This is a genomic window from Azospirillum sp. VT-I1, assembly GCF_055698305.1.
The window spans coordinates 737813-761404 of record NZ_CP168800.1 but is presented as its reverse complement, the minus strand read 5'-3'; the positions used below and the strand labels follow the sequence as shown (position 1 = coordinate 761404).

Sequence of the window (23592 nt, the reverse complement as noted above, 5' to 3'; positions counted from 1 at the left end):
CGGGAATTAATCCAGCACGCCACCCCGTGCAAGCCGCATCTCGGCCGCGTCCGCGCCTCCGGCAACGTCGTTAAACGGATCTTAATGAAACCCCGTCAGGGTTTTGCCGCGGCGGACGGCCGCCGCTTCGATTGCGGTTTCCGTCTGGGGGCCGCGCGCGAAATTAGGCCTTCGGGCCGCGAACCATTCGCCACGGCCAGGGCATGAGCGGGAATTCCGGCGGCAACGAGCGGCCGATCATCATCAAGAAGAAGAAGGGCGGGCACGGCGGCCACCATGGCGGCGCGTGGAAGGTTGCCTATGCCGACTTCGTGACCGCGATGATGGCCTTCTTCCTGCTGCTGTGGCTGCTGAACGTCACCACCTCGGACCAGCGCAAGGGCATCGCCGACTATTTCTCGCCCGTCTCGGTCAGCCGTGAGCAGTCGGGGTCCGGCGGCATGCTGGGTGGCAAGACCATCACGGTGCCGGGCGCGCAGATCTCCCCCAGTTCGCCGATGTCGGCCGACGTGCCGGTATCGGGACCGCCGGGCTATTCCTCGCAGCAGACCGACGACGCCGACGACCCGACCGAATCCACGGCCGGCGCCGGCCAAGGCACCGGTCCCGGCCAGTCCGGAACGGAGGCCGCCGCCAACGGCTTTGCGGCGAACGCCGACGTGGCCGACCAGAAGCCGAACGAGACCCGCGCCGAGTTCCAGAAGCGGATGGAGGAGATGGCCAGGCAGCTGGGCATCCCCGGCCAGAAGCCCGGCGAGAAGCTGTCCGACTTCGGCGAGCGGGTGAAGGAGGCGATGGAGAGCCTGCAGGGCGCGGCCAAGGAGGCCCGCCAGTTCCAGCAGGCCGCGACCGAGATCCGTCAGGCCATCCAGTCGGTGCCGGAGTTGGAGCCGCTGGCCCAGAACCTGATGATCGACCAGACGCCCGAAGGTCTGCGCATCCAGATCGTCGACCAGGACCGCGTGTCGATGTTCCCGGGCGGCTCCGGCCAGATGTATCCGCAGACCCGCCAGCTGGTGCAGCAGGTGGCGAAGGCCCTGTCGAAGCTGCCCAACAAGCTGTCGATCAGCGGCCACACCGACTCCACCCCCTTCCCGGCAGGGTCCGGCCGCGACAACTGGGATCTGTCGACGGAGCGGGCGAACGCCACACGCCGAGCCCTGCTGGCCGGCGGCATCGACCCGACGCGATCCAGGACGTCGTCGGCAAGGCCGACCGCGATCCGCTGGTCGCCGACCAGCCCAACAGCCCGCGCAACCGGCGCATCACCATGGTCCTGCTGCGCGAAACCCAGGCGGCTCCGGCCGCCGGCGGGCGGTCGGGCGGCGGTGCCGCGCCCAATGCCGCCGCGAGCGCGACCAAAGCACGATAACACTTTCGCGCTTCTGGTACTTTGGCGCTAACTTCCGAAAGCGTCTGCGTCCGATTTCTTGCTTTGTCATTGCGTCGCACAACGGGTCACGCGTTTGCCCTGTTCAAAGCGCGCAGCGATGGGTCATACTTCCTGCACAATGCGACATGGCCGGGGCGATGCCGCCCGGCCCGCGATGATCGGTCAGATACAAGCGCGGGGAGTCTGTGAGCGTACCCGAGGGCAAACCGTCCGACCTTTTGTCATCCTACAATCCTGGCCTGTACTTCGACGAGCTGTTCGGAGCCATGGATTTGCCGGCCGAACATACGGCGCTGATCCGTCAAAGGCTGGCCGCGCTCGACTTCGATGAACTGCGCCGCCGCGCGCAGGATGCGGAGCGGGAGCTTTACAATCTCGGCATCACCTTCATCGTCTATTCCGACAAGGACGCCGTCGACCGCATCCTGCCGTTCGACGTCATCCCGCGGGTGATTTCCGCCCCGGAATGGTCGCATCTGGAGGCGGGCGTCAAGCAGCGGGTCGCCGCGCTGAACCTGTTCCTGCACGACATCTATCACGACCAGAAGATCCTGAAGGACGGCGTGATCCCGCGGGAACTGGTGGAAGGGAACCATAACTTCCGCCCGCAGATGATCGGGCTGGACGTTCCCTTCAACACCTACATCCACATCATGGGCACCGATCTGGTGCGCGACCGGCACGGCACCTTCCGGGTGCTGGAGGACAACGGCCGCGTGCCGTCGGGCGTCTCCTATGTCGTCGAGAACCGCCACATGATGCAGCGGGTCTTCCCCGACCTGATGCAGGACATCGGCATCCGCCCCGTGGACAATTACGGCCACAAGCTGCTGGACGCGATGGTGGAGATCGCGCCGGTCGACGACCCGCAGGTGGTTCTGCTGTCGCCGGGCACCTACAACTCCGCTTACTTCGAGCACATCTTCCTGGCGCGCGAGATGGGCGTGCCGCTGGTGGAGGGGCGCGATCTGGTGGTGGACAACGACCGCGTCTTCATGAAGACGACCAACGGTCTGGCCCCGGTCCATTCCATCTACCGCCGCCTGGACGACGCCTTCCTCGACCCCAAGGCCTTCAACCCCGACAGCCTGCTGGGCGTGCCCGGCATCCTGGAGGCCTACCGCAAGGGCAATGTCGCGCTGGCCAACGCCATCGGTACCGGTGTCGCCGACGACAAGGCGGTCTACTGCTACGTCCCGCGGATGATCAAATACTATCTGGACCAGGACCCGATCATCCCCAACGTCGACACCCGCATCTGCCGCGAGCCGGACGCCCTGCAATACACGCTGGACAATCTGGCCGATCTGGTGGTGAAGCCGGTGGGCGAGGCCGGCGGCTACGGCATCACCATCGGCCCGCGCGCCAGCAAGGCGGAACTGGAGGATTGCCGGGCCAAGCTGCTCGCCGATCCGTCCAACTACATCAGCCAGCCGGTCGTCGACCTGTCGGTCTGCCCGACCGTCTGCGACGACGCCATCGAGCCCCGCCACGTCGATCTGCGCCCCTTCGCCATCACCGGCAAGAGCACCTGGGTCCTGCCCGGCGGCCTGTCGCGCGTGGCGCTGAAGAAGGGCACGCTGATCGTCAACTCGTCCCAGGGCGGCGGCTCCAAGGACACCTGGGTTCTGGAAGGTGGTGCGGCATGAACCTGCTGTCCCGTTACGCCGAGTGCATTTTCTGGATGGCCCGCTACATGGAGCGGGCAGAGAATCTGGCCCGCATCCTGGACGTGCACGAAACCTTCGCGCGCGACACCCGCGGGGCCACCAATTGGTTCTCCATCGTCCAGCTGAACGCCGACGAGAAGGACTTCTTCAGCCGCCACGACCGCCCGACGGCGGAAGCGGTGATCCACTATTACATGTTCGACGCGCAGAACCAGAATTCGCTGCTGTCGATGCTGCGGATGGCGCGGGAGAACGCGCGGACGCTGCGCCCCTGGATCTCGACGGAGATGTGGACGCAGATCAACGTGTTCCACAACAAGCTGCTGGAGATGTCGGTCAAGGACGTGGCGACGCAGAACCTGTCCAAGGTCTGCACCTGGATCAAGGAGGAATGCCAGACCCACACCGGCATCACCGAAGGCACCTTCTACCGGGACCAGGGCTGGTACTTCTACCAGATGGGCAAGTATATCGAGCGGGCGGACCAGACCACGCGCCTGCTCGACATCAAGTACCACACGCTGCTGCCGTCGCCGGTTGAGGTCGGGTCCACGCTGGACGTCAGCCAGTGGACGACGGTCCTGCGCTGCACCGCCGGCTACCACGCCTTCCGCCGCGTCTATCCACGCGGCATGTCGCCGACCACCGTTGCCGGCTTCATGCTGTTCAACGAGGGGTTCCCGCGGTCGGTGGTGATGTGCGTGCGGCAGATCGACGGGGTTCTGACGCGGATGCGCTCGCGCTATGACCTGCGCGGTGGGTCTGCGGCGATGGAGCGGGTGGACGAGCTGCTGGCCGCCCTGCTGTCCCGGCCGATCGACGCGGTGCTGCGCGACGGCCTGCACGAGTATCTCGACTGGATCCAGCTGCAATTGAGCGGCATCACCACCGAGATCGCCCAGGCCTTCTTCGGCGTCCAGCCGCCTCTGGCGGTTCAGAGCCAGTCGCAGTAAGCTGCGGGTCCGGCGGAGGGGCGGCGACGCTCCTCCGTCTCCTCCTCACTGTCGTGGTGGTCGTCGGTCAGAATGTCGGTCATCCAGCCGCCGCAGCGTCCCCTGCAGCAATTCTTCCGGTCGGGGCCGATGCCCTGTCCCTACCTGCCCGGACGTGTGGAACGCAAGCTGTTCACCCGCCTGATCGGTCCCTACGCGACCGAGGTGAACTCCACCCTGTCGCGGGCCGGCTTCCGCCGCAGCCACGACATCGTCTATCGCCCGGTCTGTCCCAACTGCCAGGCCTGCGTACCCGTGCGCGTTCCCGTGGCGGAGTTCATCCCCAGCCGGTCGCAGCGCCGCGTCCTGAAGCTGAATGCCGGCGTCACGCTGGCCGAACGGCCGGCCTACGCCACGTCCGAGCAGTACCGGCTCTTCTCGCTCTACCAGAACTCCCGCCACGGCGATTCCGACATGGCCCGCATGGCGATGGGCGATTTCGCCGCCATGGTGGACGAGGGCAGGGCGGATACCAGCCTGCTGGAGGCCCGTGACGACCGCGGCCAGCTGGTGGGCTGCATGCTGACCGACCGATTGTCGGACGGCTATTCGGCTGTCTACAGCTTTTACGATGCGGCGCAGGACCGCCGCAGCCTCGGCACCTTCATGATCCTCGGCCTGATCGAGCGGGCCCGGCTCGCCGGCATGCCCTATGTCTATCTCGGCTACTGGATCGCCCACAGCCGCAAGATGGCCTACAAGGCGAAGTTCCATCCGCTGGAATGCCTGGGCGAGGACGGCTGGCGCGTCGCCGACATCCCGGCGGACGAGGAATAGGGCGGTCGCGCCGCTGCGCCGCCGGTCCTGTGCCGCATCGGGATCTACGGGTTTCTACGTAGCTCCAACGTAGCCCTTGCCGGTGAATGCCCGGAAAGGAATAGTCCCGCCCAATCCTATCTTTTGGTATACCCTCCGTCCGAGAGAGGGTTGCGACCTGCCGCGCCTATGCGGCTGCAACAAAAGCAAAAGGGGACGGCCGCGGCCGCTCCCCCTGCAACAGGGAGGTTTCTCCTTTGAGAGGTCTGCTCAAACTTAGCGGGCTGATCGATGCCGTGAACGAGGGCATCGGCAAGCTGGCATATTGGCTCGTGCTGGTCGCCGTCGTCGTCAGTTCGGCCAACGCGGTCATCCGCTACGCGCTCAACACCAGCTCCAACGCCTGGCTGGAGCTGCAGTGGTATCTGTTCTCCGCGGTGTTCCTGCTTTGCGCGGGCTACACGTTCCTGCGCAACGAACACATCCGCATCGACATCGTGCTGGGCCGCTTCTCCAAGCGCGTCCAGGCCTGGGTCGACATTTTCGGGATCCTGGTCTTCATGTTCCCGATGACGATCCTGATCATGGTGCTGTCCTGGCCGATGTTCCTGGACAGCTATCTCACCCACGAGATGTCCAGCGATGCCGGCGGCCTGATCCGCTGGCCCGCGAAGATCCTGGTCCCGGTCGGCTTCTTCCTGCTCACCGCACAGGGTGTGTCGGAACTGATCAAGCGCGTCGCCTATCTCACCGGCCATCGTGACGAGCCGGGCGAGAAGATGCACAGCCATTCCTAAGGACCGGGAGCGCCCCTGATGGTCGAGTTCGTAACCGCCAATATGGCGCCGCTGATGTTCGGCGCCCTGGTTCTTTTCCTGTTGATGGGTTTTCCGGTCGCTTTCGCGCTCGCCGCGAACGGCCTCGTGTTCGGTCTGATCGGCATTGAGCTTGGTCTGCTGACCCCGGCGCTGTTGCAGGCGCTGCCGGAACGCGTGTTCGGCATCATGCGCAACGACACGCTGCTGGCCATTCCCTTCTTCACCTTCATGGGCCTGATCCTGGAACGCTCCGGCATGGCCGAGGATCTGCTCGACACCATCGGGCAGCTTTTCGGTCCGATCCGTGGCGGTCTGGCCTATGCGGTGATCTTCGTCGGCGCGCTGCTGGCGGCGACCACCGGCGTCGTCGCCGCGTCGGTCATCTCCATGGGCCTGATCTCGCTGCCGATCATGCTGCGCTACGGCTATGACCGCCGCATCGCATCCGGCGTCATCGCCGCGTCGGGTACGCTGGCCCAGATCATTCCGCCGTCGCTGGTGCTGATCGTGCTGGCCGACCAGCTCGGCCGTTCGGTCGGCGACATGTATGCCGGCGCGCTGATCCCCGGTCTGGTCCTGACCGGCCTCTACACCGGCTACATCCTGGTCACCAGCATCATCCGCCCGTCGGCGGTTCCGGCCCTGCCGCCGGAAGCCCGTACGCTGCGTGGCTTCCAGCTGCTTCTGCGCGTCATCACCTCGCTTGTGCCGCCGCTGGTGCTGATCTTCCTGGTGCTGGGCACCATCTTCCTCGGCATCGCCACCCCGACCGAAGGCGGCGCCATGGGTGCGGCCGGCGCCATTCTGTTGGCGCTCGCCAAGCGTCAGCTCAGCTGGAACCTGATGCGTCAGGCCATGGACTCCACGGCCAAGCTGTCGTCCTTCGTGGTGTTCATCCTGATCGGCTCGACCGTGTTCGGCCTGGTGTTCCGCGCCGTCAACGGCGACCTCTGGGTCGAACATCTGATGACCAGCCTGCCGGGCGGCCAGTTGGGCTTCCTGATCGTCTGCAACATCCTGATCTTCGTCCTGGCCTTCTTCCTCGACTTCTTCGAGCTGGCCTTCATCATCGTCCCTCTGCTGGGGCCGGTGGCGGACAAGCTGGGCATCGATCTGATCTGGTTCGGCGTGCTGCTGGGCGTCAACATGCAGACCAGCTTCATGCACCCGCCCTTCGGCTTCGCCCTGTTCTTCCTGCGGTCGGTGGCGCCGAAGACGGACTACATCGACAAGATAACCGGGCAGAAGATCGCAAGGATCACAACCGGCCAGATCTACTGGGGTGCGGTGCCCTTCGTGGTCATCCAGCTCATCATGGTCGCCCTTGTCATCGCCTTCCCGCAGATGGTCGATGCCGGCCGCGACAAGGGTCCGGCGATCAATCTGGACGATGTGAAGATCGAGATTCCGGCCTTCGACAACCAGGAGGTGGCGCCGCCCTTCGGTGCCGCTCCCGGCAGTCAGGAGAACAACCAGGCCGACGACATCATGAAGCAGCTTCAGGGCAAGTGACGGCGGAAAGCCTGAACGGATACCTGAACGAAAATGGGGGCCGGTTCGTCCGGCCCCCTTTTTTATGCGTGCGCTTCCAACGGGAAAGGGTCAGCGAAGGAGATCAGCGCGGCTGGGTGGCTCCGGCCCAGTTGGTCGGCGCCGTGCCGCCGGCCGCAAGGGGAGCCCCGCCGCCGGGACCGCCGCCAAGCGACATCATGCGGTCGCTGACGCCGGTGGGCGGCAGGGCGGCGAACTGCTCCACCGTCATGCCGGTCAGGATCACGGCCTGACGGTTGTGGGCGTAGCGCAGGTTCTCGCTGTTGACCGTCACCTTGTGTTCGGTCGGGTAGCGGGGGGCGCCGACGGTGACGATCGCCTGCTCCACCCGGTTGGTCGGCCCGATCACGAGGTCGGAGACGTTCCCCAGGATGCGCCGTCCGTCCGGCGTCTGCACGGTCAGTCCGACCAGTTCGATCGGTGGCTTGGTCGCGACTTCGGCCGATGGCACGCCGCCCATGTCGGAGGAACCGGCGCAGGCGCCGAGCACCAAGACCGACAGGATGGGCGCCGACAGCAGGAGGCGGCGCGGTCGCAAGGATTGGCGGCGTTGGTCCATCGGTTCTTGGCCCTTCTTCTGGCGGCGCGCCTTGCAACGGCGCGGATGTGTCCGCCGATGCAACAGCGCAAGCCGTGCCGGAGGTCCCGCGCGCCGACGGGGTGACCCCATCGCCCGCGGGAGTCCTCCGTCCGGACAGGTCAGGTGAAGATGAAGTCCTGGCCGGCGCTCAGCCCGATCTGGTCGACCGTCAGCGACGACCCGTCGGTGAAGGCGAAGGTCGTGGCGGTGCCGTTGTTGGTCATCCCCATCTCCCAGGCGCGATAGCCGCGGAACTCGATCTGGTCGATGCCCTTCTCGAAGTAGTTGATCGTGTCGGTGCCGAAGCCGCCGGTCGCCTGTTCGATCAGGAAGCGGTCTACGAGACCGTCGGTGTAGCTGACCATGCTGTCGTTGCCGGTGCCCGGCTGGAACAGGTCGGCGCCGCCGTCACGGTAGCTGTCGTACAGCATGTCGTTGCCGCTGCCGCCGATCATGGTGTCGTTGCCGCGCATGCCCTTGACGATGTCGTCGCCGGTGCCGCCGTTCAGCCAGTCGTCGCCGTCGCCGCCGAACAACTGGTCGTTGCCGGCGTCGCCCCACATCGAGTCATTCCCGGCCTCGTTCCCATAGGGATCGCCGAGCCAGTCGTTGCCATCGCCGCCATAGAACTTGTCGTTGCCCAGCCCGCCGATCAGCGAGTCGTTCCCGCGTTCGCCATACAGCAGATCATTCCCGCCGGCGCCGTTGATACGGTCGTCCCCGTCCAGACCGTCGAGGCGGTCGTCATTGGCGGTGCCGGTCATGGTGTCGTTTTTCGAAGTCCCCCAGAACTGGCGCATGGCGTCTCTCCATCAGTGCCGTTAACGTGCTGTTAACGATTAACCAGATGTTAACCATGGGTCCTGGGCGGTCGAAAAGCGATAAAGGAGCAATACAAAGGGGATTTGAGGAAATGACACAGATGTTCGTAGATTGATTAAATGTTCGTCCCTTTATGTTTCTTTTTTCGATGTATTTGTGACCGAAAGCGGTCGGTTCTTGGGACAGGAATGGGATTTCTTCTCCCATATGGACAGGCTTCGGCTCGCGGAAGGGCAGCGTCGGCCGTGCCGAAGGCCATGTTGCGCATTGGAAGGCCCTACGCCCCGGTCGGATGACAGTGCCGGAGCGGATCGTCCGGAAGAGGTTCGGCGGCGCAAACGCGTCATCCGCTGTCCGGGATTGCGGGGCAGGCGACCGCGCAAAATTACCGGGCGTTCGAGGGAACGCCCGGTGCAGTCATATACAGGGAGGGTTAGAGACAAGAAGATGTCTATACCCTTCGGCGGGGGCGCTGCTTTGATGTGGATCAACGAATGGGCATGTGCCGTCGCCGACGGGGCGGCGACTCGACCCCCGCCTGCCGTTCCTCAGCCGTGGCTGTGCGAATGCCCGCCATAGAGGATGGCCGGATCGGTCTCGACCTCCTGGATGGTCTCCAGCCGACCATCGCGCCAAGCGCGATAGAAGCAGCTGCGCCGCCCGGTGTGGCAGGCGACGCCGTCCTGCTCCACGATCAGCAGCAGGGTGTCGCCGTCGCAGTCCACCCGGAAATCCTTCAGCCGCTGCATCTGGCCCGAAGTCTCCCCCTTGCGCCACAGCCCGCCGCGCGACCGCGACCAGTAGCAGACCCGGCCGGTCGCCAGCGTCTCCACCACCGCGTCGCGGTTCATCCAGGCCATCATCAGGATCTCGCCGGTGCCGTCCGCCTGGGCGATGGCGGGCACCAGCCCGTCGGCGGTGAAGCGGATGGCGGCGAGCACCTCTTCGAACGGCGCCGCGTCGATGGACGGTGTGTCCGTCATGGCAAATCACTCCTTGCAGGGCCGCCGGTCACAGGGCGGCGGCCATCCGGCGGAAGCCGGCGTCCAGGTCGCGGATCAGGTCGTCGGCGCTTTCCAGCCCGGCATGCAGGCGCAGGACCTGCCCCGGTTCGGTCCAGCGGGTGGCGGAGCGCACGGCGGCCGGGCGCGTCGGTAGGATCAGGCTTTCGAAGCCGCCCCAGCTGTAGCCCATGCCGAACAGCTCCATCCCATCCAGCATCGCCGCCAGCGCCTTGCGCGGGACTTGGTTGATGACGATGGAGAACAGGCCGCTCGACCCGGTGAAGTCGCGCTTCCACAGGGCATGGCCGGGGAAATCGGGGCGGGCGGGATGCAGCACGCGCGTCACCTCCGGCCGCGCCGCCAGCCAGTCGGCCAGCGCCAGCGCGCTTTCCTGGTGCTGGCGCATGCGCACCGACAGCGTCCGCAGGCCACGCAGGCCGAGATAGAGGTCGTCCGGGCCGCCGCAGATGCCGAAGCGGGTCGCGGCCTTCTTCACCGCGGTCCAGGTCGCCTCGTCGCGGCAGGTGACGACGCCCAGCATCGCGTCGGCATGGCCCACCATGTATTTGGTGGCGGCATGGATCGACACGTCGACGCCATGGTCGAACGGGCGGAAGAACAGCGGAGTCGCCCAGGTATTGTCGATCATCACCGTGGCGCCGGCCTTCCTGGCCGCAGCCGCGATGGCCGGCACGTCCTGCACCTCGAAGGTCAGCGACCCCGGCGATTCGAGGAAGACCACGCTGGTGTTCGGCCGCAGCAGCGCGTCGATGCCGGCGCCGATGCAGGGATCGTAGAACTCCACCTCCACGCCGTAGGGGGCCAGGGTCTCCTTGGCGAAGCGGCGCGTCGGGCCATAGGCGCTGTCGGTGATCAGCACATGGTCGCCGGCCTTGGTGAAGGCCGACAGGGCCACCGCGATGGCGGCAAGCCCGGAGCCGGTGTTCACCGCCCTGAATCCGCCCTCCAGCGCCGCCGCCGCCTCTTCGAAGGCGAAGGTGGTGGGCGTGCCCATGCGGCCGTAATGCACGCCTTCCAGCGTGTTGCGGTCGCTCGCCTCCAGCGCGTCGAGCGTCGGGAACAGCACGGTCGAACAATGATAGACCGGCGGATTGACAATGCCGTGGTTGTTCCGCGGATCGCGGCCGGCGTGAACGAGAATCGTGTCCTGCGTGACGTCCTTCATCGACTGTCCGTTTTGCTGGAGCGGTATCGCGCCCGCCCTTGAGTCGCCCCGCGGGAAGCTGGCCTCCCGGAGCAGCGGCGGCGCGGCCGAACATTGTGTCATTCCCGAAGCCCCGCGGCCATCGCCGATTGCGTCGGACGGGTCGCCCGCCGTCGGGATCTTCTGGTAACACCACCAATGCACAGAGGATTCGACAAGCCGGATCAACTTGATGCACTCTTGTGCCACGCGCATGGCTGCGTCGCGATCCCCACAGGGTTGGCCCGGTGCCGACCCGTCGGGAGCCATCGGCCGGCGTGGTCAGGCGCGTCGTCAGACCGCTCAAATGCGAAGAACGCAAGAACAGGGTGGAGTTCATAATATGAAGTCAGGGTTCCTGGCCGCCGCCGCAGCGGCCGTGGTCGTTTCCGCCAGTGTCGCCGCCGGCGCCGCCACGCTCGACACCGTCAAGCAGCGCGGCTTCGTCCAATGCGGCGTCAACGCGGGCCTGCCGGGCTTCGGCAACCCCGACAGCGCCGGCAACTGGACCGGCCTGGACGTCGACTATTGCCGTGCCGTCGCCGTCGCCATCTTCAACGACCCCAACAAGGTCAAGTTCACCCCGCTGTCGGCCCAGCAGCGCTTCCCGGCCATCCAGTCGGGCGAAGTCGACCTGCTGTCGCGCAACACGACCGCCACGCTGACCCGCGACACCTCGGTCGGCCTGAATTTCGCCCCCGTCACCTATTATGACGGCCAGGGCTTCATGGTTCCGAAGAAGCTCGGCGTGAAGAGCGCCAAGGAGCTGAACGGCGCCACCGTCTGCGTCCAGTCCGGCACCACGACCGAACTGAACCTCGCGGACTATTTCCGCGCCAACGGCATGAGCTACAACCCCGTCGTCATCGAGTCGAACGACGAGGTGAACGCCGCCTACTTCGCCGGCCGCTGCGACGTGCTGACCACCGACGTGTCCGGTCTGGCCGGCACCCGCGCCGGCGTCGCCCCGGTTCCGGACGATCACGTCATTCTGCCGGAAGTCATCTCCAAGGAGCCGCTGGCCCCGGCCGTGCGCCATGGCGACGACCAGTGGTCCGACATCGTGAAGTGGACGGTCTTCGCGACCATTCAGGCCGAGGAATTCGGCATCACCTCCAAGAACATCGACGAGTTCACCAACTCCAAGAACCCGGACATCCAGCGCTATCTCGGCACCACGCCGGGCATGGGCAAGGCCCTGGGCCTGGACGAGAAGTGGGCCTACAACGTCGTGAAGAAGGTCGGCAACTACGGCGAGATCTTCGACCGCAACGTCGGCCCGGGCACCCCGCTGAAGCTGGAGCGCGGCCTGAACGCGCTGTGGACCAAGGGCGGCCTGATGTACGCCCAGCCGTTCCGGTAAGGCACGGAACCGCTTGAAGCGCCGCCCGCAGGCCCGTTGCCGGGGGCGGCCTTCCGGTTCTTTGAGGAGCGGTCGCGCAGGGCGCCGGTGAAGCGCCCGCGCAGGGGACCGCATTGGGAGACATGTCGCATCCCCTACGGTGTGGGAAATGCCCGGAAGAACGTCCGGGACCGCGTGGGCACCGTATGGGGCGCGATGGTTGGGGGAGAGTAGTCCGTGGCGACCGAGACCCGGACCACCCAAGGCGCTCCGCCGCCGGGTGGCGTATCGTTTTCCCTCAGCGACCCGACGTTCCGCGCCATCGTCTACCAGATCCTGGTGGTCGGCGCGGTCGTCCTGGTCGGCTGGTTCTTGATTTCAAACACGCTCGACAACCTCGCGCGGCGCTCGATCGCGACCGGTTACGATTTCCTGGAGCGTGAAGCGGCCTTCGGCATCGGCGAATCGCTGATCGACTATTCGCCGAAGGACAGCTATGGCCGTGCCTTCCTGGTCGGCGTGCTGAACACGCTGAAGGTGTCGATCATCGGCGTCATCCTGGCGACGATCATCGGTACGATCATCGGCGTCGCCCGCCTGTCCAGCAACTGGCTGATCGCCAAGCTCGCCTCGACCTATGTCGAGGTCGTGCGCAACATCCCGCCGCTGCTGCAGCTGTTCTTCTGGTACGCCCTGGTGTCGGAAAGCCTGCCGCCGGTGCGCCAGGCGCTGAACCCGATTCCGGGCGTCTTCCTGTCGCAGCGCGGCCTGCGCGTGCCGGTTCCGGCACCCGATCCCGTCTGGGCCAACATGGGCATCGCCCTGCTGATCGCCGTCGTCGCCGCCTGGGGCGTGTCGCGCTGGGCCAAGGCGCGGCAGGCGCGGACCGGGCAGCCCTTCCCGGCCGGCTGGACCGGGCTGGGCCTGATCGTCGGCCTGCCGCTGCTGACCTGGATCGCCGGCGGTGCGCCGGTGGCGATGGACGTGCCGAAGCTGGCCGGCTTCAACTTCGCCGGCGGTGCCGCCATCTCGCCCGAGTTCTTCGCCATCCTGACCGGCCTGACCATCTACACCGCGGCCTTCATCGCCGAGGTGGTGCGCAGCGGCATCACGGCGGTCAACTGGGGCCAGACGGAGGCGGCGCGCGCGCTCGGCCTGCCCAGCGGCCCGACCTTGCGTCTCGTCATCCTGCCGCAGGCGCTGCGGGTGATCGTGCCGCCGCTGACCAGCCAGTATCTGAACCTGACGAAGAACAGTTCGCTGGCGCTCGCCATCGGCTATCCCGATCTGGTGTCGATCGCCAACACGACCCTGAACCAGACCGGTCAGGCGATCGAGGGCGTGACGATGATCATGGGCACCTACCTGATCATCAGCCTCAGCATCTCGATCTTCATGAACTGGTACAACAAGCGCATCGCGCTGGTGGAGCGGTAACGGCCATGACCGACAACGTGCAAAGCGTCGGCCTGCCGGACGAGCGTCCGCCGGCCAACACCGTCGGCCCCCTCGCGTGGCTGCGGAACAACCTGTTCAACACCTGGTACAACGCCATCCTGACGGTGCTGGTGCTGGCGCTTCTGGCGTCGGCGATCCCGCCCTTCGTCAACTGGCTGCTGATCCGCGCCCACGGATTCGATGCCGCCTCCACCGTCTGCCGGCAGGATGCCGGCGGCGCCTGCTGGGGCTTCATCAGCGAAAAGCTGCGCTTCATCATGTTCGGGATGTTCCCGTGGGATGAGCAGTGGCGCCCGCTGCTGACGATCTGCATCATCATCGCCCTGCTGGTCGTCAGCTGCGACCGCCGCTTCTGGAAGCCTTGGCTGGGGCTGGTCTGGGCGGCCGGGCTGGGGCTGGTCGGCGTGCTGATGTGGGGCGGCGTCCTCGGCCTGACCTATGTCGAGAACACGCTGTGGGGCGGCCTGCCGCTGACCCTCATCCTGTCGGTGATCGGTCTGGCCGTGGCCTTCCCGGTGGCGATCCTGCTGGCGCTGGGCCGGCGGTCGAACATGCCCGCGGTCAAGGTGCTGTGCGTCACCTACATCGAGCTGATCCGCGGCGTGCCGCTGATCAGCCTGTTGTTCATGGCGTCTGTGATGCTGCCGCTGTTCCTGCCCAATGGCGTGTCGATCGACAAGCTGCTGCGCGCGCAGATCGCCTTCATCATGTTCGCCGCCGCCTATATGGCCGAAGCCATCCGCGGCGGCCTGCAGGCGATCCCGAAGGGCCAGTACGAGGCCGCGGACGGGCTGGGGCTCAGCTATTGGCAGAAGATGCGCAAGATCATCCTGCCGCAGGCGCTGGCCATCGCCATTCCGCCGCTGGTGAACACCTTCATCAGCTTCTTCAAGGACACCTCGCTGGTCATCATCATCGGCCTGTACGACCTGCTCGGCACCGCGAAGGCGGCACTGTCCGATCCGTCCTGGCGCGGTTTCTACCGCGAGGCCTATCTGTTCATCGGCGTGATCTATTGGGTCTTCTGCTACAGCATGTCCAAATATAGCCAGAAGCTGGAACGCGATCTCAATCGCGGCCACCGTCGCTAGATCCACGCCGTCAAGGGAGACCACGTCACATGTCCCAGGCCATGTCCCAGGGCACCGCCAAGGCCAAGCACGTCCTCAGCGGCGAGGAGATCATCCGCTGCACCGGCGTCAACAAATGGTACGGCGAGTTCCACGTCCTGAAGAACATCGACCTCAGCGTCCAGAAGGGGGAGCGTATCGTCGTCTGCGGCCCGTCGGGTTCCGGCAAATCGACGATGATCCGCTGCCTGAACCGGCTTGAGGAGCATCAGAAGGGCACCATCGTCATCGATGGGATCGAGCTGACCAACAACCTGAAGAACATCGAGCTTGTCCGGCGCGAAGTCGGCATGGTGTTCCAGCACTTCAACCTGTTCCCGCACCTGACGGTTCTGGAGAACTGCACGCTCGCCCCGATCTGGGTCCGCAAGAAGCCGAAGGCGGAAGCGGAAGAGATCGCCATGAGCTACCTGAAGCGGGTGCGCATCGCCGAGCAGGCCCACAAGTATCCCGGCCAGCTGTCGGGCGGCCAGCAGCAGCGCGTCGCCATCGCGCGGTCGCTGTGCATGAGCCCGAAGGTGATGCTGTTCGACGAGCCGACCTCCGCCCTCGACCCCGAAATGGTCAAGGAGGTGCTGGACGTCATGATTGGTCTGGCCGAGGACGGCATGACCATGCTCTGCGTGACGCACGAGATGGGCTTCGCCAAGTCGGTCGCCGACCGCGTCATCTTCATGGACCGCGGCGAGATCGTCGAGCAGGACACGCCGGACAACTTCTTCTCGAACCCGAGGTCGGAGCGCACGCGCCTCTTCCTCAGCCAGATCCTGAACCACTGATCCCCGGGGTCGGACCGGCGATTTCGTCCGGTCCGTCATTGGGAAACAAAACACCTCGGCCAATGGTGCGCGGCGCAATGTCCTGTAGCGCTGCGCACCGGTTTGCGGTTCAATCGGTCGCCTGACGTGCTGTTCGACCGAATCGCTCACGGAGACCGAGGTTATGGACCTGCTCAGCCCCCGTCCCAGCGTTGGCCAGATCAAGCCGTACCGTCCCGTTCGCCCGCCCCGCGACGGCCGCCGGTGGATCGACCTGTCCCTGACCCACAATCCGCTCGGACCCAGCCCGCTGGCGCTGGATGCCTATTGCGAGGCGGCCACCCGGATCCACTGCTATCCCGACTGGGATCAGGATCCGCTGCGCCATGCCATTGCGCGCCGCCATTCCATCGACGCCGACCACGTCGTCTGCACCGCCGGATCGGAGGAGCTGATCCATCTGGTGGCCCAGGCCTTCGCCGGCCCCGGTGACGAGGTGCTGTGCCACGAACGTGGCTATCGCGGTTTCCTCAAGGCGATCCGCGCCACCGGCGCCACAGCTGTCATCGCGGCGGAGCGCGATATGGTCGTGGATGTGGAAGCCATGATCGACCGCGCCAGCGAACGCACGCGAATCTGCTTCCTCGCCAACCCGAACAACCCGACCGGCACCTATATCCCGGCCGACGCTGTGCAGCGGCTGCGCGCCGGCCTTCCGCCGCACACGCTGCTGGTGCTGGATTCGGCCTATGCCGACTATTGCCGGATGCCGGACTACAGCGATGGGACGGAGATCGTCGAAAACTCCGACAATGTCCTGCTGATCCGCACCTTCTCCAAGATGCACGGGCTGGCCGGGCTGCGGGTTGGCTGGGGCTACGGCCCCTCCACCGTGATCGAGGCGGTGAACGCCATCCGCGGCGCTTTCAACGTCTCGCTGCCCGCCCAACTGACCGCCGCCGCCGCGCTGAGCGACGCGGAGCATGAGGAGGCGACCTTTGCCCACAATGCGCGATGGCTGCCCTGGCTATCGCGCGAGCTGGAGCGGGTGGGGCTGCGCGTCTATCCCAGCGTCTGCAATTTCGTGCTGGCCCGCGTGCCGACCGATCCGTCGCTGGGCACCCAGGCGGTGATCGATCATCTCGCCCGCCGCGGCATCCTGGTGAAGCCGGTGGCCGATTATGGCCTACCGGACTGCCTGCGCATCACCATCGGCCGCGAGGAGGAGAACAAGGCACTGGTCGTGGCGCTGGCCGAGATCCTGGGCTGAGGACTTTGGGGCGATCAGTCGGCAGGGATTTTCACTGGTTTTGATTCAGATCAACGAAGGGCATATCCGGTTCAGAATAGGGTCCTTCTTGTCTCTAACCCTCCCTGTATCACTGAACCGGAGCATCCGCATGGATGTCTCCGGTTTTTCTTTTCCCCGATGCAGGCCGGCGGAAAGTGCCGCTCCGTTGACATGCATCAACGCGGCAGGCGGGGTGAGGGCGTAGACCTATGACTGTCTCTAACCCTCCCTGTTTCACAGGAGGCCCCGGTTCCGGTGCCTCCTGTTTTTTTGTCTGCGATCGGGCTGCGGGGGTCAGGAGGGCGGACGGGAGCGGTTCCAGCGCAGGATCAGCCCCAGCAGGGACAACGGCACCACCACCACGGCGCCGATCAGGATATAGGGCAAGGCCCAGCCGCCGGCCTCGACAAGCAGGGCCGCGATGTCCTGCACCGTCTGCCAGCTGTTGGTCAGGATGTTGGCCGGGTTGATGTTCAAAAACGACAGCACGAAGCCGACGACGAAGCACAGCACCAGCGTCCGAATGATCCAGCCCACCAAGGCCCCATCTCCCGTTCGTCACGGCGGAGCTTCCGCCTTGCCCGAAGAAACGCGCCGGCCCGCGACCGGGTTCCGGCATCCCGCGGTAGATGGGGCGGGGTGGACGGGGTGGTCAAGGGGGAGATGTCGGCTGGCGATGCCCCACCTTATTCCTCCCCGCTGGGCGGGGAGGAGACAAGTGCTTGTTCGGAGAAGCAGCGGCAGTCCCTCTCCCGCCCAGCTCTCGCACAAAGCTATGCTTTGTGCTGACGCGGCAGGCGGACCGTAGGTCCGCTGAGAGCGGGGAGGGTTGGGGAGGGGGCAAACGGCGCTTCAGCCTCACCCCGCCAGCGGCACATGCTCCCCCGCGCTGCGCGGCAGGACGCCGTCCAACCGCGGGTCGCGGACTTCGCGGGTGACGTGGCGGGTGGGGACGAATCCCATGCTCTGGTAGAGCGGCAGCGCCTTCGGGTGGTCGAAGCTGCAGGTGTTGACGAGCAGCTTCTTCGCGCCGCCCTCCCACGCCTTGCGGATGGCGGTGTCGAGCAGCCAGGGGCCGAGCTTGTGGCCGATGAAGTCGGGGATCAGGCCGAAATAGGCCAGATCGGTCTCGTCGGTCCGCCGGTCCAGCTCGGCGAAGCCGGCGGGCGTGCCGTCGACATAGAGCACCCAGACCTCCACCAGCGGGTCTAGGATCGAACGCTCCAGCTCCTTGCGCGGCATGCGGCGGCGTTCGTGCCACAGCCAGGGCTCGCCCACCGTGTCGTAGAGATAGCGGTAGAAGGACCAAGTCGGCGGGTTAGCCCGCAGCAGCGACAGGTTGCCCTTCGGCTGGCGCACCGGCTCATGGGCTGGAGGCGCCGTCATCTGCAGATAGGTGACGATCACCGGCAGATGGCCCGGCCGGCTGGCGGCGGGAAGGGCGGGGCGGGTCAGGGGGAGGGGTTGGTCAGCCATTTCTGCATCATCGTGACGGGCGATCTGGCATAGCCGAGGCGTTCATAGAAGGCCAGCACCCGTTGGCTGGTCTCGCGGACGAGGAGTTGCGCCTTGGGCATGCCGGCAGCCGCCAGCCAGCCCTCGGCTTCCGCCACCATGCGGCGGCCAAGGCCATGGCCTTGCCGGGCAGGGGCCACCGCGACGTAATAGATCCAGCCGCGATGCCCATCCTGCCCGACCATGGCGGTGGCGACGATCCTGCCGTCTTGAAACGCGCCAAGCACCGTGGAACTGGTCTTCGACAGCGCCAGCGCGAAGTCCGCCGCCGGGTCGTTCCACGGCACCACCAGCCCGCAGGCGGTCCACAGCGCCACGACGGCGTCGCGGTCCTCCGCCCTGCAGGGCCGGACGGTGAGGGGATCGGTCACGGCTGCCGCGTTTCGGCTTCGCGCGGTCCGGTTTCCAGCGGCAGATCCTCCCGCAGGCCCCATTCGGCCCAGGAGCCGTCATAGATCGCCACGTCCGGCTTACCGGCGGCGGCGAGGCCCAGCGCGAGGACGCAGGCGGTGATGCCGCTGCCGCAGGACGCGACCACCGGGCGGCCGAGATCCAGACCGGCGGCGCGCGCCTTGGCGGCGATGGCATCCGGCGGCAACAAGGTCTTGGCGTCGGGGTCGATCAGGTCGGTGTGGGGCAGGTTGAAGCTGCCGGGAATGCGGCCGCTGCGCCGTCCGGGCCAGGGCTCCGCCACCGCGCCTTCGAATCGCGGCTGGGCGCGGGCGTCGGTGACCTGATCGGCCTTCGCGTCGATGTTGGCGAGAATCTGATCGGCGCTGCGGATCAGCTCCGGCCGCTTGCGCGCGGTGAAGACTGCCGGCTCGGCCGGGGCGGGCTCGCCCGATTCGGTCGGGCGCCCTTCCGCCAGCCATTTCGGCATGCCGCCGTCCAGAACCGCCACCCGGTCGAAGCCGAACAGGCGGAACAGCCACCAGACGCGCGCCGCGGCGGTCGCCATGCCGGCGGTGTCATAGACCACCACCGTGTCGCCGTCGCCGATGCCCAGCGCGCCGATCTTCGCGGCGAAGGTCGCCTCGTCCGGCGCCATGTGCGGCAGCGGGTGGGTGTCCGGTGCCGCCACCTCGTCGACATCGCACAGGCGGGCGCCGGGGATGTGGCTGGCCGCGAACTCCGCCCGGATGTCGCGCTTCAGGGCCGGCATGTGCCAGGACCCGTCGAGCAGCTTCAGGCCCGGCCGGCCGAGGTTGCGGGCAAGCCAGTCGGTGGAGACGACGGGGCCGGTCAGCGGATCAACGGTGCTGTCGCTCATGCTGCGCGTCCTTCAAGGGGCTCGGTGAATGGGCTCAGTCCTTCAGCGCGATGACGACGCGCCGGTTCTGCTTGCCCTTGTTTTCGATCTTCGTCACCTCGATTCCGCCGATCTCGCCGGTGCGGGCGACATGGGTGCCCCCGCAGGGCTGCAGATCGACCCCTTCCACGTCGAGCAGGCGGACGCGGCCGCTGCCGGTCGGCGGCTTCACCGACATGGTGCGCACCAGGTCCGGCTGGGCCGCCATCTCCTCGTCGGTGATCCAGCGGGTGCCGACGGGGGTGTCGGCGGCGATCAGCCGGTTCACCGCCTCCGCGATGGCGTCCTTGTCCAGCGATTCGGCCGGGACGTTGAAGTCGAGCCGGCTCTTGTCCGCGCCGATCTGGCCGCCGGTGACAGATCCCGGAACGACCGCGCACAACAGGTGCAGGGCGGTGTGCATCCGCATGTGGCGGTAACGGCGGTCCCAGTCGATCTCCGCCTCCACCGCCGTGCCGGGGGTGGGCAGCTCCTGCCCGTCCTCCGGCACATGGATGACGTCGTCGGGGCCGCCATCGCCTTTCACCGTGTCGCGGATGCGGACTTCCAGCCCGTCGAAGCGCAGGGTCCCGCTGTCGCCCGGCTGGCCGCCACCGGTCGGGTAGAAGACGGTGCGGTCGAGCCGGATGCCGCGTTCGTCCACCGCCGTGACGGTGGCGATGCAGTTGCGGGCGTAGGCGTCCTCGCGGAAAAGCGCGTCCATGTCTCCCCTGGGTCTCCCTTGGAAGGAATCAGGCCAGCCAGTCTGGCACCGGAAGATTCTTCTCACGGAGGAAGTCAGGATTGAAGAGCTTCGATTGGTAACGCTGCCCCCCGTCGCACAGGATGGTCACCACCGTGTGGCCGGGGCCGAGGTCGCGCGCCACCCTGATCGCCGCGGCGATGTTGATGCCCGACGAGCCGCCCAGCACCAGACCCTGGGTCTTGATCAGGTCGAAGACGATCGGCAGCGCCTCCTCATCCGGAATCTGCAGCGCGTCGTCGATCGGGGCGTCCTCCAGGTTGGCGGTGATGCGGCCCTGGCCGATGCCTTCGGTGATGGAGCTGCCTTCCGACTTCAGCTCCCCCTTGGTGTAGTAGCTGAACAGGGCAGCACCCATCGGGTCGGCCAGCGTGATGCGGATGTTCGGGTTCCGCTCCTTGAGCGCCAGCGCGATGCCGGCCAGCGTGCCGCCGCTGCCCACGGCGCAGGTGAAGGCGTCGATCTTGCCGCCGGTCTGCTCCCAGATCTCCGGGCCGGTGGTGGTGCGGTGGCCTTCGCGATTGGCGGTGTTGTCGAACTGGTTGGCCCAGACGACGCCGTTCGGCTCCGTCTTCGCCAGTTCCTCGGCCAGCCGGCCGGAATAGCGGACGTAATTGTCGGGGTTGGAATAGGGGACCGCCGGGACGAGGCGCAGGTCGGCGCCGATCAGCCGCAGCATGTCCTTCTTTTCCTGGCTCTGCGTCTCCGGCATCACGATGACGGTGCGATAGCCGAGCGCGTTGCCGACCAGGGCCAGCCCGATGCCGGTGTTGCCGGCCGTGCCCTCTACGATGGTGCCGCCGGGGCGCAGCAGCCCGCGCTGTTCGGCATCGCGCACGATGGCAAGCGCTGCGCGGTCCTTCACCGACCCGCCGGGGTTCAGGAACTCCGCCTTGCCCAGGATCTCGCAGCCCGTCGCCTTCGAAGGTCCTTCCAGGCGGATCAGCGGCGTGTTGCCGATGGCGCCGATGAAGCCGTTGCGGATGTCCAAGGCGGGTACTCCTAAGGTCTGATGTGGATTTCTGCCGATACTATCAGGGCTGCGGTCCGCTGTTTCAAGGTGGCGGTGTGAAATGCTGCATTGAACATTTCGGAGACGTGAAAAATCAGGCAGGATTTCAGGTGTTGAGCCAGCGCTCGCGCAGGGAGTCGCGGTGGCGGGCCAGCCAGCCGATAGCGATGATGGCGACGGAATTGCGAAGGCGGTTCTCGTCCATCATGCGGATCGCCTCATCCGCGGGCATGGCCAGGATGCGGATGTCCTCGTGCTCCTCCTCCAGCCCGCCGGTGGCGGCGAGGTTGCGGCTGTCGACCCGGCCGCAGAAGACGGTGACCAGTTCGGTGAAGGCGCCGGGGCTGACGTAATAGTCGCAGATCCTCTCGATCTCCCGGATTTCGCAGCCGGCCTCCTCAAGCGATTCGCGGCGCGCTACCTCCTCCGGCGTCTCGCCTTCACCGACCATGCCGGCGACGATCTCGGTCATCCAGGCGGGGCCGCCGGCCGCGGCGGAGCCGACGCGGAACTGCTCGATCATCACCACGGTGTCGCGGTCCGGGTCGTACAGCAGGACGCCCACCGCCTCGCCGCGGTCGCAGACCTCGCGCGGGGGCAGCACGTCGGTCCAGGTCCCGTCGAACTTCTTGTGGCGCAAGCGGTAGACATCGATGGTGAGGAAGCCCTTGTAGGGGGTCTTCTTGTCGAGGATCTCGATATCGGGATGGTTCATGGTCGGCGCGGTCCCACGGGATGGCTGTTGCCGGCAGGGTGCACCGCCGGAACGGCGCCGACAAGCACGCGGCCGGGCAAAAGGCTTGAGCGCCCGGTCACAGCGTCGGGTTCAGCCGCAGGAACCTCACGCGGTCGGCCGAGGGCACCGGCACCGGGGTCAGGGTGGCGCCGCGCATCACCTCCAGCGGGACGACCACCCCCGCCGGCCCCAGGCCCCAGAGCTTGCGGTAGAAGTCGGCCAGTCCGGTGAAGCGCTGCCCGCCGAGGCCGACGATCCGGTCGCCGGGACGCAGGCCCGCCGAGTCGGCCGGGCTGCGCGGCGACACCTTCTCCACCATCAGCTGGCCCATCTCCTCCCGCAGAGTGACGCCCAGCCAGGGCCGCGCCGGCTCCTGCCGCCGGCCGTAGGCGAGCAGGTCGGCCAGGATCGGTTCCAGGGCGGAAATGGGGACGAACATGTTGCCGGGAACGCCGCGGCCTTCCATGGCCTCCATCACCAGCAGCGACCCGATGCCGACCAGCCTGCCTTCGCGGTTGACCAGGGCGGCGCCGTTGAAGGCGCGGATCGGCGGGAAGGTGAAAAGGGCCTCGTCCAGCAGATACTCCCAATAGCCGGCGAACTCCCGCTTGCTGACCAGCTTCACGGCGGCGGCGCCGCGGCCGTCGCCGCCGCTCAGCGCCAGCAGCGTATCCCCCTCCTTCACCGCCGACGAATCGGCCAGCCGCAGCCAGGGCGCCTGGAATCCCAACTCCGCCCGCAGCAGGCCGAACCCGCTGACGTGGTCGTAGGCGACCATGTTGGCGGGATAGCTGCGGCCGTCAGCGGCGGTGACCTGAATCTGCGAGGCCTCCATCACCGTATAGCCGATGGTCAGGATCAGGCCGGAGCCGTCGATGACGACGCCGCTGCCCTCGCGTTCGGTCCCCAGGCTGCGGGCGCTCTGGCTGTCGGGCGGCACCACGGCGCGGATGCCGACGATGGAGCGGACGACGCGCTCCGGATCCAGCTGATCCGGTTCGGCCGCCGGGGCCGGTCCGAAGGCCAGGGCGAAGGCAAGGAACAGGATGCCGGCCGCCCAGCGCGGCGCGACCGGTGTTGAGACGACCCGCATGACACCGCACTCCCGCGCAAGGGCAGGGCCAGAAGGCACCCCCGCTGCCGCGCAGCCCTGTCCGTCGCGACTCGGGTGACACTCACATGACATTGCGTGCGAGTCGCCGCTCATCAAGCGGTCATTCATCGCGAGCCGGGCGTCTCGGGCCGGGCGGGAGGCGCGGAAACATACCGGGGTCGGCCGCTGTTGTCCTGAACGACCGAAAAGCCAGAGGGAGAGACGGTATCATGCCCATCGACAGCGATCAGGACCTGGAGCGGGCGGTCCAGGAGTTCCAGCGCCTGAGCGACGCGCCGGAGGACTCGGAGGAGGGGCGTCGCCGCAGCGTTCTGGACGCGGACATCAAGGCGTATTACGCCAAGTGCGCCAACACGCTCCGGCCGGGAAAGCCGCCCTCCACCGGCTGAGGGGAG

24 protein-coding genes are annotated in these 23592 nt (G+C 66.7%); 12 read left to right on the top strand and 12 right to left on the bottom strand.

Annotation, left to right across the window (positions count from 1 at the left end; all coding sequences use genetic code 11):
• The first annotated feature begins 203 nt into the window (after positions 1-203).
• The 6 genes from AB8P05_RS03595 (at position 204) to AB8P05_RS03570 (ending at position 7141) form a co-directional block, all read left to right on the top strand.
• Complete coding sequence (locus AB8P05_RS03595) at positions 204-1403, top strand: flagellar motor protein MotB (RefSeq protein WP_472758835.1); 1200 nt, start codon at positions 204-206, stop codon at positions 1401-1403.
• A 256-nt stretch (positions 1404-1659) separates the two neighbouring features.
• Positions 1660-3042, top strand: coding sequence for a circularly permuted type 2 ATP-grasp protein (locus tag AB8P05_RS03590; protein WP_472759307.1), 1383 nt, complete (start codon positions 1660-1662; stop codon positions 3040-3042).
• Entirely contained in the window at positions 3039-4016 is a 978-nt protein-coding gene (locus tag AB8P05_RS03585; RefSeq protein ID WP_455171930.1) for an alpha-E domain-containing protein, read from the top strand. The genes AB8P05_RS03590 and AB8P05_RS03585 overlap by 4 nt, the downstream gene beginning before the upstream one ends.
• Before the next feature lie 72 nt (positions 4017-4088).
• The gene (locus AB8P05_RS03580) at positions 4089-4832 is read left to right on the top strand and encodes an arginyltransferase (RefSeq protein WP_472758834.1); all 744 of its coding nucleotides are present in this window, start codon (positions 4089-4091) and stop codon (positions 4830-4832) included.
• Between the two features lie 236 nt (positions 4833-5068).
• On the top strand, positions 5069-5608 hold the full coding sequence (locus tag AB8P05_RS03575) for a TRAP transporter small permease subunit (protein WP_455171928.1): 540 nt from the start codon (positions 5069-5071) through the stop codon (positions 5606-5608).
• Between the two features lie 18 nt (positions 5609-5626).
• Positions 5627-7141 (top strand): TRAP transporter large permease, encoded by a 1515-nt coding sequence (locus AB8P05_RS03570; protein ID WP_472758833.1) that lies wholly within the window; start codon positions 5627-5629, stop codon positions 7139-7141.
• A gap of 103 nt (positions 7142-7244) precedes the next feature.
• On the opposite strand, the gene AB8P05_RS03565 is transcribed toward AB8P05_RS03570, so the two are convergent.
• From AB8P05_RS03565 to metC, 4 genes are all read right to left on the bottom strand, one after another.
• Positions 7245-7739, bottom strand: a complete 495-nt coding sequence (locus AB8P05_RS03565; protein WP_455171926.1) for a PRC-barrel domain-containing protein — start codon at positions 7737-7739, stop codon at positions 7245-7247.
• Positions 7740-7879: 140 nt separating this feature from the next.
• Positions 7880-8560, bottom strand: a complete 681-nt coding sequence (locus AB8P05_RS03560; protein ID WP_455171925.1) for a calcium-binding protein — start codon at positions 8558-8560, stop codon at positions 7880-7882.
• A gap of 570 nt (positions 8561-9130) precedes the next feature.
• On the bottom strand, positions 9131-9565 hold the full coding sequence (gene hisI / locus AB8P05_RS03555) for a phosphoribosyl-AMP cyclohydrolase (protein ID WP_472758832.1): 435 nt from the start codon (positions 9563-9565) through the stop codon (positions 9131-9133).
• A 28-nt stretch (positions 9566-9593) separates the two neighbouring features.
• Positions 9594-10772: a cystathionine beta-lyase gene (metC, locus tag AB8P05_RS03550; RefSeq protein WP_472758831.1), complete on the bottom strand. Its 1179-nt coding sequence runs from the start codon at positions 10770-10772 to the stop codon at positions 9594-9596.
• Positions 10773-11133: 361 nt separating this feature from the next.
• Here metC and AB8P05_RS03545 point away from each other — a divergent pair, with 361 nt between their 5' ends.
• The 5 genes from AB8P05_RS03545 (at position 11134) to AB8P05_RS03525 (ending at position 16748) form a co-directional block, all read left to right on the top strand.
• Positions 11134-12153 (top strand): amino acid ABC transporter substrate-binding protein, encoded by a 1020-nt coding sequence (locus AB8P05_RS03545; protein WP_455171922.1) that lies wholly within the window; start codon positions 11134-11136, stop codon positions 12151-12153.
• A 216-nt stretch (positions 12154-12369) separates the two neighbouring features.
• The gene (locus AB8P05_RS03540; protein ID WP_472758830.1) at positions 12370-13569 is read left to right on the top strand and encodes an amino acid ABC transporter permease; all 1200 of its coding nucleotides are present in this window, start codon (positions 12370-12372) and stop codon (positions 13567-13569) included.
• A 5-nt stretch (positions 13570-13574) separates the two neighbouring features.
• Positions 13575-14681 carry an amino acid ABC transporter permease gene (locus AB8P05_RS03535; protein ID WP_455171920.1) on the top strand — a complete coding sequence of 369 codons (1107 nt, stop codon included), beginning with the start codon at positions 13575-13577 and terminating at the stop codon, positions 14679-14681.
• Between the two features lie 29 nt (positions 14682-14710).
• A complete protein-coding gene (locus AB8P05_RS03530; protein ID WP_455171919.1) occupies positions 14711-15499 on the top strand; it encodes an amino acid ABC transporter ATP-binding protein in 789 nt (262 codons plus the stop codon).
• Between the two features lie 163 nt (positions 15500-15662).
• Positions 15663-16748, top strand: coding sequence for a pyridoxal phosphate-dependent aminotransferase (locus tag AB8P05_RS03525; RefSeq protein ID WP_472758829.1), 1086 nt, complete (start codon positions 15663-15665; stop codon positions 16746-16748).
• Between the two features lie 315 nt (positions 16749-17063).
• On the opposite strand, the gene AB8P05_RS03520 is transcribed toward AB8P05_RS03525, so the two are convergent.
• The 8 genes from AB8P05_RS03520 to AB8P05_RS03485 all read right to left on the bottom strand — a co-directional run bounded on the left by AB8P05_RS03520 (position 17064) and on the right by AB8P05_RS03485 (position 23176).
• A complete protein-coding gene (locus AB8P05_RS03520) occupies positions 17064-17306 on the bottom strand; it encodes a hypothetical protein (protein ID WP_236783757.1) in 243 nt (80 codons plus the stop codon).
• A gap of 321 nt (positions 17307-17627) precedes the next feature.
• On the bottom strand, positions 17628-18245 hold the full coding sequence (locus tag AB8P05_RS03515; RefSeq protein ID WP_472758828.1) for a GNAT family N-acetyltransferase: 618 nt from the start codon (positions 18243-18245) through the stop codon (positions 17628-17630).
• Positions 18221-18655: a GNAT family acetyltransferase gene (locus tag AB8P05_RS03510; protein WP_472758827.1), complete on the bottom strand. Its 435-nt coding sequence runs from the start codon at positions 18653-18655 to the stop codon at positions 18221-18223. The genes AB8P05_RS03515 and AB8P05_RS03510 overlap by 25 nt, the downstream gene beginning before the upstream one ends.
• Complete coding sequence (locus tag AB8P05_RS03505) at positions 18652-19554, bottom strand: sulfurtransferase (protein ID WP_472758826.1); 903 nt, start codon at positions 19552-19554, stop codon at positions 18652-18654. Before AB8P05_RS03505 ends, AB8P05_RS03510 begins: the two co-directional genes overlap by 4 nt.
• Positions 19555-19588: 34 nt before the next feature.
• Positions 19589-20296: an alanyl-tRNA editing protein gene (locus tag AB8P05_RS03500; RefSeq protein WP_472758825.1), complete on the bottom strand. Its 708-nt coding sequence runs from the start codon at positions 20294-20296 to the stop codon at positions 19589-19591.
• A 28-nt stretch (positions 20297-20324) separates the two neighbouring features.
• On the bottom strand, positions 20325-21326 hold the full coding sequence (locus AB8P05_RS03495) for a cysteine synthase A (protein WP_472758824.1): 1002 nt from the start codon (positions 21324-21326) through the stop codon (positions 20325-20327).
• Between the two features lie 127 nt (positions 21327-21453).
• Positions 21454-22062: an NUDIX domain-containing protein gene (locus AB8P05_RS03490; protein ID WP_472758823.1), complete on the bottom strand. Its 609-nt coding sequence runs from the start codon at positions 22060-22062 to the stop codon at positions 21454-21456.
• 97 nt (positions 22063-22159) lie between these two features.
• Positions 22160-23176 carry a S1C family serine protease gene (locus AB8P05_RS03485; protein WP_472758822.1) on the bottom strand — a complete coding sequence of 339 codons (1017 nt, stop codon included), beginning with the start codon at positions 23174-23176 and terminating at the stop codon, positions 22160-22162.
• 230 nt (positions 23177-23406) lie between these two features.
• On the opposite strand from AB8P05_RS03485, the gene AB8P05_RS03480 reads away from it, so the two are divergent.
• Positions 23407-23586 (top strand): hypothetical protein, encoded by a 180-nt coding sequence (locus AB8P05_RS03480; RefSeq protein WP_455171910.1) that lies wholly within the window; start codon positions 23407-23409, stop codon positions 23584-23586.
• Positions 23587-23592: the final 6 nt, after the last annotated feature.

Coding starts and splice junctions, on each gene's coding strand:
- AB8P05_RS03595 (WP_472758835.1), top strand. CDS start 204: ATGAGCGGGAATTCCGGCGGCAACGAGCGGCCGATCATCATCAAGAAG.
- AB8P05_RS03590 (WP_472759307.1), top strand. CDS start 1,660: ATGGATTTGCCGGCCGAACATACGGCGCTGATCCGTCAAAGGCTGGCC.
- AB8P05_RS03585 (WP_455171930.1), top strand. CDS start 3,039: ATGAACCTGCTGTCCCGTTACGCCGAGTGCATTTTCTGGATGGCCCGC.
- AB8P05_RS03580 (WP_472758834.1), top strand. CDS start 4,089: ATGTCGGTCATCCAGCCGCCGCAGCGTCCCCTGCAGCAATTCTTCCGG.
- AB8P05_RS03570 (WP_472758833.1), top strand. CDS start 5,627: ATGGTCGAGTTCGTAACCGCCAATATGGCGCCGCTGATGTTCGGCGCC.
- AB8P05_RS03565 (WP_455171926.1), bottom strand. CDS start 7,739: ATGGACCAACGCCGCCAATCCTTGCGACCGCGCCGCCTCCTGCTGTCG.
- AB8P05_RS03560 (WP_455171925.1), bottom strand. CDS start 8,560: ATGCGCCAGTTCTGGGGGACTTCGAAAAACGACACCATGACCGGCACC.
- hisI (WP_472758832.1), bottom strand. CDS start 9,565: ATGACGGACACACCGTCCATCGACGCGGCGCCGTTCGAAGAGGTGCTC.
- metC (WP_472758831.1), bottom strand. CDS start 10,772: ATGAAGGACGTCACGCAGGACACGATTCTCGTTCACGCCGGCCGCGAT.
- AB8P05_RS03545 (WP_455171922.1), top strand. CDS start 11,134: ATGAAGTCAGGGTTCCTGGCCGCCGCCGCAGCGGCCGTGGTCGTTTCC.
- AB8P05_RS03535 (WP_455171920.1), top strand. CDS start 13,575: ATGACCGACAACGTGCAAAGCGTCGGCCTGCCGGACGAGCGTCCGCCG.
- AB8P05_RS03530 (WP_455171919.1), top strand. CDS start 14,711: ATGTCCCAGGCCATGTCCCAGGGCACCGCCAAGGCCAAGCACGTCCTC.
- AB8P05_RS03525 (WP_472758829.1), top strand. CDS start 15,663: ATGGACCTGCTCAGCCCCCGTCCCAGCGTTGGCCAGATCAAGCCGTAC.
- AB8P05_RS03515 (WP_472758828.1), bottom strand. CDS start 18,245: ATGGCTGACCAACCCCTCCCCCTGACCCGCCCCGCCCTTCCCGCCGCC.
- AB8P05_RS03505 (WP_472758826.1), bottom strand. CDS start 19,554: ATGAGCGACAGCACCGTTGATCCGCTGACCGGCCCCGTCGTCTCCACC.
- AB8P05_RS03500 (WP_472758825.1), bottom strand. CDS start 20,296: ATGGACGCGCTTTTCCGCGAGGACGCCTACGCCCGCAACTGCATCGCC.
- AB8P05_RS03490 (WP_472758823.1), bottom strand. CDS start 22,062: ATGAACCATCCCGATATCGAGATCCTCGACAAGAAGACCCCCTACAAG.
- AB8P05_RS03485 (WP_472758822.1), bottom strand. CDS start 23,176: ATGCGGGTCGTCTCAACACCGGTCGCGCCGCGCTGGGCGGCCGGCATC.
- AB8P05_RS03480 (WP_455171910.1), top strand. CDS start 23,407: ATGCCCATCGACAGCGATCAGGACCTGGAGCGGGCGGTCCAGGAGTTC.